Origin of the sequence: Candidatus Rhabdochlamydia sp. W815 (genome assembly GCF_018642185.1) — a bacterium.
In the GTDB taxonomy this organism is placed as follows: domain Bacteria; phylum Chlamydiota; class Chlamydiia; order Chlamydiales; family Rhabdochlamydiaceae; genus Rhabdochlamydia; species Rhabdochlamydia oedothoracis.
The window spans coordinates 1-8,521 of the sequence record NZ_JAAVTY010000063.1 but is presented as its reverse complement, the minus strand read 5'-3'; the positions used below and the strand labels follow the sequence as shown (position 1 = coordinate 8,521).

Here is an 8,521-nt window from a genome sequence, read left to right as displayed (position 1 = left end):
ATACACTTCATACTTTTACAGTTATTCCCAAAAGATGGGTTGTAGAGCGTTCTTTTGCGTGGATAGAAAAATGTCGCAGGCTATGGAAAAATTGCGCAAGAAAACTACATATAAGCCTGAATATGGTGGTTCTTGCTTTTATTGCTCTACTTTTGAAAAGATTTTAAACAGGCTCTTAGATTTTAAGAAGGCGATTTGTGCTTTTTTTGAAAATATTCCTAAATATCGGGAAGAACTACAGCCTCTTTTATCTAAGAAATTTTACTTAGTTAAATCTTAATTTAAAGATATAAGAGAAAGGCTGGTTATAAGATATTTTGCTGTGCTTTCAATCGCATAGTCTTTAGGTCATGAGAGGTTTCTAAAGCTTTCTCTAGTTCTTCTACTCTTTTTTTTAACTCTTCAATTTGCGCTAAGTACTTTGGAATATTTCTAACACGTGCTTGTTCTCTGTTGTACTTGGGAAGGGGTATGACAGGACTGCCTCCGTATTTGCCTGGTTTATCAATAGATTTACTGACTCCACCACGGGTAGCAATCATGACATTACTGGCAATTTCCACATGGCCTACAACACCTACTTGTCCGCCAAACATAACATTTTCACCTGTTTTCACAGAACCAGCAATCCCTGTTTGAGATACAACGATATTATGAGATCCAAGGCTTACATTGTGGGCGATCTGAACGAGGTTATCAATTTTTGTTCCTTTACCTATTCTAGTTACTTTAAAACGAGCTCGATCGATTGTGGTATTGGCACCTATTTCTACATCATCTTCAATAATAACAGAACCGAGTTGTTCTAATTTGGAATGTTGGCCATTTTGATCTGTCGTATATCCAAAACCACAAGAACCAACGACAACCCCCGGTTGTAGAATAACGCGATTACCAAGGATGATTTTTTCTCGAATGGTTACATGGGAATAAATGATGCAAGCTTCTCCAAGACAACTATTAAGACCCACAAAAGTGAAGGGATAGATGATGCATCCATTGCCAATTTTTGTATTTTCGTCGATTACAACGGAAGGGCCTATTTGTACATTTTGGCCAATTTCTGCACTCTCGTGAATAACTGCAGTAGGATGGATTCCTTTAAAACCTGAATTATTTTGCGGGAGCAAGAGAGCTTTTATAATCTTTTGAAAAGTAATGGAAGGGTTATCAGATAGAAGAAAATTTTTTCCTTCTTCTACAGGAAAAGTGTTGTCTACACAGATTACTCCCGCCTTAGACTGGCTCATCGATGTACAGTAACGAGGGTTAGCTAAAAAGGAAGCATCTTCAGGGCCTGCATTTTCTAGTGAGTCAACATTATTAATGAGATGGTGGGGATTGCCTACTAAAGTTGATTCTGTAAACGCAGCAATTTCTTGTAGAGTAAATTTTTTCATATGATTAATAGGCACTTATTCATCTAGATAAATGCCCAATTCCTTCTATTTTTAATTCTTTATACACAAAGGAACTATTTTACTACTTCGTGCTTTGTTTCATTAGGAGTTTTTTTTTGTGTTTGAGCTATTTGATCAAATCTTTCATCTAATTTTTTAACCACAGTGTTGGTTATATCTAATTCCTTAGGATAATAGTGGCATGCATCGCTCTTTAAAATAATACAACCATCTTCTTTGTTCATTTCCTCTAGCGCTTGATCAATATTGCTTTGTAGCTTTTGGCCAATCTGCATCTCTTTCTGATAGAGAATTTGCTGACATTCTTCATACATTCCTTTCAAATCTTGACTCAATCTAGCATAATCATTTTCTAATTTCTGCTTTGTTTCCGGATTCATGCTATCTAAAATGACTGGATCGCTTAGCTTTTTCACAATATCTTCGAGCTGTTTGCTTACGTCTTCAATTAAGGCTGCTTTTTGATTTTTAAGATTTTCGAAGGCTTCTTGCTCTTGTTTGCCTAACTTAGAATTCATAAAACAGTCCCTGGTGTTTACTACCTTGTACTCAGTAGCTATTAAAGACGTGCTAAGGACTGTAAAAAACAATACGGTCGAGATAAATGGATTTTTCATAAGATATACTCCTTGTTAAAATTGTCCACCCATAGAAAAGAAAAATCTACGCACTTCATTGCGTCCTGAAGGGTTGATTGGAAAACCCATTCCTAAAGTGATAGGAACTCGGTTTGCTATTTCAATACGTACTCCAAAACCTGCACTAAATTTAAAGTCTTTAATATACCAGTGTTTCAATCCAATACTCCCTGCATCTACAAAAATAAATCCATCTACAAAAGGGAGGATTTGATGTAAATATTCAAGAGATAGTACAGTAGAGGAAATACCACCGGTGGGATCTCCATTAGAAAAATGGTCTCCTAAATCAAAGTCGCGATAACCACGTACAGAGTTAATTCCCCCAATAAAGAAACGCTCTCCTAAAGGAATTTGCGTAGGTTGACTGGTTCTGCCAACAGGTTCAATAAAGTTAAAGTCAAAACGAGATTTAAAGGTTCCACATTTCCAAATAGGTATATAGTAACTATTTAAATAAGCAAAACGCCAAAAATAAAAATCTCCTCCTAAACCAGCAAACTCTGTTTCTAAGCGTGAACGAAATCCTTTGTGTGGTTTAAAAGGGCTATCAGTAGAATCAAAAGTAAGAGATGGTCCAAATCCTGATACAATCCCTTCTTGATGCGCCTGCTCTCTTTCTAATGGAGCAGCGCTTTGGGATATATGCGTTCTGGAATTATTGAAACGATATTTTATTCCAAAGGTCCAGAAACTATTAAGAGGATAAGAGGCGTGTAAATCAAAACCTAGCTTTTGAATATCGTACTTTTTAGACGTTAATTCGCTATAGGTATTAAATACATCAAAGCCCACTCTCCATAAACTATCGCAAAAATAAGGATTTAACCAAGAGAGCGTGTAGGCTTGTTGTTTTTTTCCGAAACTTAGACGAAGATGCGCATATTCACCCCCTCCTCTGAGCGCTGCAGAGCCTTCTGAAAAAAGACTTGCAAAACCTTTAATATTAAAATTCGCTTCAGAGAAATCCAATCCGCCAAAAATGCTTTCTGCACTACTAAACCCTACAAACAAGCTAGCATGACCGGTTTTGCTTTCTTTAACCTCAATGTAAATATCTCGGTAATTTTCACCAAATTGCTCTTCATCTTCTGTACGGACTGCATATACATTTACACTTTCGAAATAACCAACATTTTGCAATCTGTTTTCTGTAGCTTGCAGCTTTGCTGTATCAAAGGTTTCACCTGGTATGAGAAGTGATTCGCGCAAGATGACATGGGCTTGTGTAGCCATATTCCCATATATCCGAATCATGCCAATGCGATATTTTTTTCCCTCATCAATATGAAAAGAGGTATTAAAAGCTGTATCGTTTACGCATGGTTGGGCTTCAGCTTGGATATTTGCTTCTAAGTACCCCTTGCGTCCATATAGATCTTTAATGGCTTGCAAGGTTTTTCGTAATTTTTCAGGCGAATACACATCGCCTTCGTGGATGAGAAGGAGCTTTTCGATTTCTTCGTTGGAAAATAATTCATTACCTTCAAATTGAATGGCATTAAAATGAAAAATAGGCCCTTTTTCTGCGGAGATAACCAGAATAATTTTTCCTTCTGTTTCAGCTTCATGAATTTGTATATCAACCTTTGCATCTGCATACCCTAAGTTTTGAAGATAATTCACAATGGCTAAACGGTCTTGTTCTAATCCCTCCTCATGATAGGTCCCTTTACCTGTTAGCCAGCTGAGTAGATTATATTTTTTTGTATAGATCATCCCCAGCAATTCGCTTATTTCTTCTTTTGTGAAACCCTGAAAGATCATATCTTCAATTCGGCCTGAGCGTCCTTCATGAACTTCAATATTAATGGATACTTCATTTGTCTTTGGATGCGGTACGATTATATATTGTAGCTGTGATTCGAAATAACCTTTTTTAACGTAGTATTCTTTAACTTTGTTAAAAGATTTATTGAAAGACTGCCGATTGAAAACAGCATTAGGCTTAAGACCCAATTCTTTTTGCAAAGCTGTGGTTTTAATTTTTTTATTTCCATTCCATGTAATCGAGCGAACTTTAGATCTTGGCCACATTTTTAATGTGATATACACCTGTTGGTCCCGAACCTGTATAGAAGGTTCTACTCGATCGTAATCTGCAACAAGTGTTTTTAAATCCGCGTCAAAATCTGCTTGAGAAAAAATATTTCCCACCTTGCTTTTGAGCTTGGAAAGCACAATTTGAGGATTAAAAGAGGTGTTTATGCTCAAGTTCTCTACTTGCAAATCAATGTCTGCAATACGACACTCTTCAAATACTATTGTTGAAGAAGAGGTAAAAGCTGACGACAAAGAGCAGAGGCTGGTAAAAGCGATTAAAGAGAGATAAGTAGCAAACTGTTTGATCATTTGATATTTCATCCGATATGGTGTTTTATTCTAAGAACGATACAAATGGATTGATTATAAGAAAATTGCTGAAATTTTTGCAAACTACTAACTTTTATTGATTTTTTTAAAAAGAGCGTCTTCCTGTAAAAGATCTTGCAAGAGTGCCTCCATCGACAAAATCTAAACAGCTTCCTATAGGCAATCCAAAAGCTAAACGAGAAATATGCACATCGTTTTCTAGTTGTTCTTTTATGTATAAAGCTGTAGCTTCCCCTTCTAGGGTAGAATCTAAAGCTATAATTACTTCTTTAACCGAGCGATCTTTCACTCTTTGTTTAATCTTCTCCATGGGCAGGCCATCTGCATTTTTCCCTTCAATAGGAGAGAGTAACGATCCTAATACATGATATAGCCCTTGGTACATCCCCATTTCTTCTAGAGCATAAGCGTCTTTTACAGAGGCAATTAAGCACAGTTGAGAAGTATTGCGACTAGGTAATTGGCAAAAATGACAATCATTTTCTTCTGTTAAACAAGAGCATTCAGGGCAAAAGGAAACCTTTTGATTTAATTCAGAAAGAGTAGCGGAAAAATGCAACACATCTTCTAAAGGCCAATTAAATACTTGAAATGCAAATCGCTCAGCGGTTCTATTACCCACGCCCGGGAACTTTTTAAATGAATTAATGAGTAGTTGAAGGTGCTTAGGGTATTTAAGCATTTTTTTGGTTTTTTTGGTTAATTTACAATACGATAATGGAATTTGCATAGACGTGCAATGGAAATTTTAAATGATAAAAGACTTAAGTAAAGGCAAAAAACAAAACACTTTCATTTTTTAGCAGACTAAGATAAACTATTTTCGATAGAGTGTTAAACATGCAAATTTTGGTTTATGGTTCAAAAAGCGCGTATTATTTCTACCGGTTCCTATCTTCCTAAAAAAGTGTTATCGAATAGCGATTTAGAAAAAATGGTCGATACTTCTGATGAATGGATCGTCTCTCGCACAGGAATGAAGGAGAGAAGGCTAGCAGCAACAGATGAGCCTACCTCTGAAATGGGATTTCAGGCAGCTAAAAAAGCTATTGAGAAAGCAGGTATTAATGTAGAAGAAATCGAGCTTATTTTATTTGCTACTTTGACACCGGATTACCCTTTCCCCAGCACAGCCTGCTTAATCCAAGCTCGTTTAGGTGCTTTTAGTGCAGCAGCGGTAGATTTGCAGGCTGCTTGCACCGGGTATATTTATGCTTTATCTCAAGCTAAGGCCTATATTGAATCAGGGATGTATCGATCTATTTTAGTCGTAGCTTCTGAAAAACTCTCTTCCATTGTTAATTATAAAGATCGAGCTACTTGTGTTCTTTTTGGAGATGGTGCAGCAGCCTGCGTTGTTGCAAAAGAAGGAAAGGGATTATTCATTTCAGATGTTTGTTTAGGAGCTGATGGAAGATTGGCTGAGCTATTAATGATACCGGCTGGAGGGTCTAAAAAACCAGCTTCTATGGAGACTATTCAAGCAAACCAGCATTATCTACAAATGGAAGGCAAAGAGTTATTTAAACATGCGGTGCGTAGAATGGAAATGGCGGCTAGTCGCTGCTTAGAAAGAGCCTCTTTAAAAAAAGAACAGATCAAATGGCTAATTCCTCATCAAGCAAATATGCGTATTATTGAAGCTATTGCAAAGCGTTTTGATGTGCTAATGGAGCATGTTTTTTTGACATTGCATAAATATGGGAACACATCAGCTTCTTCTATAGGAATTGCTTTAGATGAGCTCTTACAGGAAAAAGACTTAAGAGATGAGGATCATATATTGCTAGTAGCTTTTGGCGCAGGACTTACTTGGGGAGCTACTATTTTAACCTATGGAGCTGAAAATGCATAAATGGGCATTTATCTTTCCGGGTCAAGGAACACAATATATAGGAATGGGAAAAGATTTTTACGATACTTTTCCTATAGCTAGAGAAGTGTTTCAAGAAGCTAATGAAATTTTACAGCAAAATTTCTCTTCTATTATTTTTGAAGGTTCATCAGAAATTTTAACCCTTACTAAAAACAGCCAAATTGCTATTTATCTGGTAAGCATAGCTATTCTGCGTACTTTGCAAACACAGATCCCTCTTTTTAAACCAGCAATTTGTGGGGGCTTGAGCTTAGGAGAATATACAGCTTTAGTCGCTTCTGAAAAAATGAACTTTAGCGATTGTTTAAAATTGGTGCAATTGCGTGCTGAGTCTATGCATGAAGCTTGTAGAGAGAATAATGGGAAAATGCAAGTTGTGTTAGGACTTACTGAGGAGCTGGTTGCTGAAGCTTTGCAAGAAATAAGCTCTAAAAGCGGTTCTATTTGGATCGCTAATATTAACTGTCCAGGTCAAATTGTAATTGCAGGTACAATTAAAAACCTCACAATAGCAGCCGAATATCTCAAGCAAAAAGGGGCTAAACGCATCGTTGACTTAGAAGTTGCTGGGGCTTTTCACAGTGGTCTGATGCAATCTGCCAAGAAAAAGCTTTTTGATAAGATTGAAAATGCTACTATTTGTGAAAGTAAAATTTGTTTTACTATGAATGTTCCTGGCGCGATAGTTGATTCTATCGCTATGATTAAGCAATATTTATTAGAACAAGTGACAAGTCCTGTTCGTTGGCAGCAATCCATTTTAACCATGCAAGATTTTGGACTGCAAGCCTATCTCGAAATAGGGCCTGGTAAAACATTGAGTGGAATGAATAAAAGAATAGGAGTGCAAGTTCCTACTTTCCATATAGAAAAAGTAGCCGATTTAGATGGATTAGTACGTCAATGGGAGTCTTTATGTCGCTCTTAGCAAATAAAAATGCTTTGATTACAGGAGGCACCGCTGGTATTGGTAAAGCTATTGCTTTAGCATTTCTGCAGCAGGGAGCAAATGTAGCTATTTTAGGAACAAATAAAGAGCATGCAGAACGCGTTGTAGAAGAGCTGCAAGCGGCTAAGATTCATCAACAACAAAGAATAGAATCCTTTCTTGTAGATGTCTCTCTTAAGCTAGAAGTGGATAACGCAATTAAGGATTTGATGCTCTCTTGGGAATCGATAGATATTTTAGTCAATAACGCCGGCATTACTCGCGATGGTCTATTGATTAGAATGAGCGAAGAAGACTTTGATCGAGTCATTGCAGTAAACCTCAAGTCGCTTTTTAATTTATGTCGCTTTGTTGTTCCTCTTATGGTAAAAGCTCGTAGTGGAAATATTATTAATATTTCCTCTATTGTAGCTTCAACAGGCAATCCGGGTCAGTTTAACTATGTAGCATCTAAAGCAGGTGTTGAAGGTGCTACAAAAGCGCTAGCAAAAGAGGTTGCCTCTCGCAATATCCGCGTCAATTGCATAGCACCGGGGTTTGTTCAGACGCGTATGACAGATAAATTAACAGAAGAGCAAAGAAAGCATATCTTAAGTCAAATCCCTATGAAAACCATGGGCAGGCCTGAAGATATTGCAAATGCAGTTGTCTTTCTGGCAAGTCATCTTTCTAACTACATCACAGGCCAAATATTGGCTGTAGATGGCGGAATGGTGATGTGATGATTTTGGTAAATGTAACTTAACTAAAGGATATCTTATGTCAACCGAGAAATCTATGGAACAAGAAGCTCTTGAAAAAGAAGTACTTGATATTGTTATTGAACAACTGCAATTAGATCCCACTCTAGTTTCTTTAGAAAAATCTTTTTCAGAAGATCTTAGTACAGACTCTTTAGATCTTACAGAGCTAATTATGGCCTTTGAAGAGCGTTTTGGATTTGAAATTCCACAAGAAGAAGCTGAAAAACTCTATATCGTCAGAGATGTAGTGGGCTACATTCAAAAAAAGCGCAATGAAAAAGATAAAAAAACTTCTGCAACTTAAGTTTTGGGCCGCTTAAATAGCGGCCCTAGATTTTTTGAATAATTTGCTATTTTCTAATAGAAATACGCCTTATTCCTGGGTCTTTTGCTCTTGGAAAAGTAATTACTAAAATACCATCTTTATAAGAAGAGTCTTTTCAAGTTTGAAGTGCACAGAAGAATTAAAAAAAGAATAGGCAGGCGATGAAAGAATCTCTATTGTGATTTTTAACAATCAA

General features: G+C 36.7%; 9 protein-coding genes. 5 read left to right on the top strand and 4 right to left on the bottom strand.

Annotated elements, in window-relative coordinates:
• The coding region (locus tag RHOW815_RS05265) for a transposase (RefSeq protein ID WP_215217286.1) at nt 1-167 on the top strand (167 nt) is incomplete at its 5' end.
• Between the two features lie 138 nt (nt 168-305).
• Here RHOW815_RS05265 and lpxD read toward each other — a convergent pair.
• The 4 genes from lpxD to recR form a co-directional block, all read right to left on the bottom strand.
• Nucleotides 306-1,400, bottom strand: coding sequence for a UDP-3-O-(3-hydroxymyristoyl)glucosamine N-acyltransferase (gene lpxD, locus RHOW815_RS05260; protein WP_215217284.1), 1,095 nt, complete (start codon nt 1,398-1,400; stop codon nt 306-308).
• Between the two features lie 74 nt (nt 1,401-1,474).
• On the bottom strand, nt 1,475-2,038 hold the full coding sequence (locus tag RHOW815_RS05255; protein WP_220017810.1) for an OmpH/Skp family outer membrane protein: 564 nt from the start codon (nt 2,036-2,038) through the stop codon (nt 1,475-1,477).
• 15 nt (nt 2,039-2,053) lie between these two features.
• A complete protein-coding gene (bamA, locus tag RHOW815_RS05250) occupies nt 2,054-4,423 on the bottom strand; it encodes an outer membrane protein assembly factor BamA (RefSeq protein ID WP_215217282.1) in 2,370 nt (789 codons plus the stop codon).
• A 94-nt stretch (nt 4,424-4,517) separates the two neighbouring features.
• Complete coding sequence (recR, locus tag RHOW815_RS05245; protein WP_215217281.1) at nt 4,518-5,114, bottom strand: recombination mediator RecR; 597 nt, start codon at nt 5,112-5,114, stop codon at nt 4,518-4,520.
• Between the two features lie 174 nt (nt 5,115-5,288).
• Here recR and RHOW815_RS05240 point away from each other — a divergent pair, with 174 nt between their 5' ends.
• Genes RHOW815_RS05240 through acpP form a run of 4 tightly spaced genes read left to right on the top strand, consistent with a single transcriptional unit; the run spans nt 5,289 to nt 8,304 of the window.
• Nucleotides 5,289-6,287, top strand: a complete 999-nt coding sequence (locus RHOW815_RS05240; protein WP_215217280.1) for a beta-ketoacyl-ACP synthase III — start codon at nt 5,289-5,291, stop codon at nt 6,285-6,287.
• The gene (gene fabD / locus RHOW815_RS05235; protein WP_251368234.1) at nt 6,280-7,236 is read left to right on the top strand and encodes an ACP S-malonyltransferase; all 957 of its coding nucleotides are present in this window, start codon (nt 6,280-6,282) and stop codon (nt 7,234-7,236) included. Before RHOW815_RS05240 ends, fabD begins: the two co-directional genes overlap by 8 nt.
• Nucleotides 7,224-7,979, top strand: a complete 756-nt coding sequence (gene fabG / locus RHOW815_RS05230) for a 3-oxoacyl-[acyl-carrier-protein] reductase (protein WP_215217278.1) — start codon at nt 7,224-7,226, stop codon at nt 7,977-7,979. The genes fabD and fabG overlap by 13 nt, the downstream gene beginning before the upstream one ends.
• A 37-nt stretch (nt 7,980-8,016) precedes the next feature.
• Entirely contained in the window at nt 8,017-8,304 is a 288-nt protein-coding gene (acpP, locus tag RHOW815_RS05225) for an acyl carrier protein (protein ID WP_245397565.1), read from the top strand.
• The last annotated feature ends 217 nt before the right edge of the window (nt 8,305-8,521 follow it).

What these genes read in the sequence shown, in the direction of transcription:
- lpxD (WP_215217284.1), bottom strand. Translation starts at nt 1,400, where the DNA reads ATGAAAAAATTTACTCTACAAGAAATTGCTGCGTTTACAGAATCAACT.
- bamA (WP_215217282.1), bottom strand. Translation starts at nt 4,423, where the DNA reads ATGAAATATCAAATGATCAAACAGTTTGCTACTTATCTCTCTTTAATC.
- RHOW815_RS05255 (WP_220017810.1), bottom strand. Translation starts at nt 2,038, where the DNA reads ATGAAAAATCCATTTATCTCGACCGTATTGTTTTTTACAGTCCTTAGC.
- acpP (WP_245397565.1), top strand. Translation starts at nt 8,017, where the DNA reads ATGTCAACCGAGAAATCTATGGAACAAGAAGCTCTTGAAAAAGAAGTA.
- RHOW815_RS05240 (WP_215217280.1), top strand. Translation starts at nt 5,289, where the DNA reads ATGGTTCAAAAAGCGCGTATTATTTCTACCGGTTCCTATCTTCCTAAA.
- fabD (WP_251368234.1), top strand. Translation starts at nt 6,280, where the DNA reads ATGCATAAATGGGCATTTATCTTTCCGGGTCAAGGAACACAATATATA.
- fabG (WP_215217278.1), top strand. Translation starts at nt 7,224, where the DNA reads ATGTCGCTCTTAGCAAATAAAAATGCTTTGATTACAGGAGGCACCGCT.
- recR (WP_215217281.1), bottom strand. Translation starts at nt 5,114, where the DNA reads ATGCTTAAATACCCTAAGCACCTTCAACTACTCATTAATTCATTTAAA.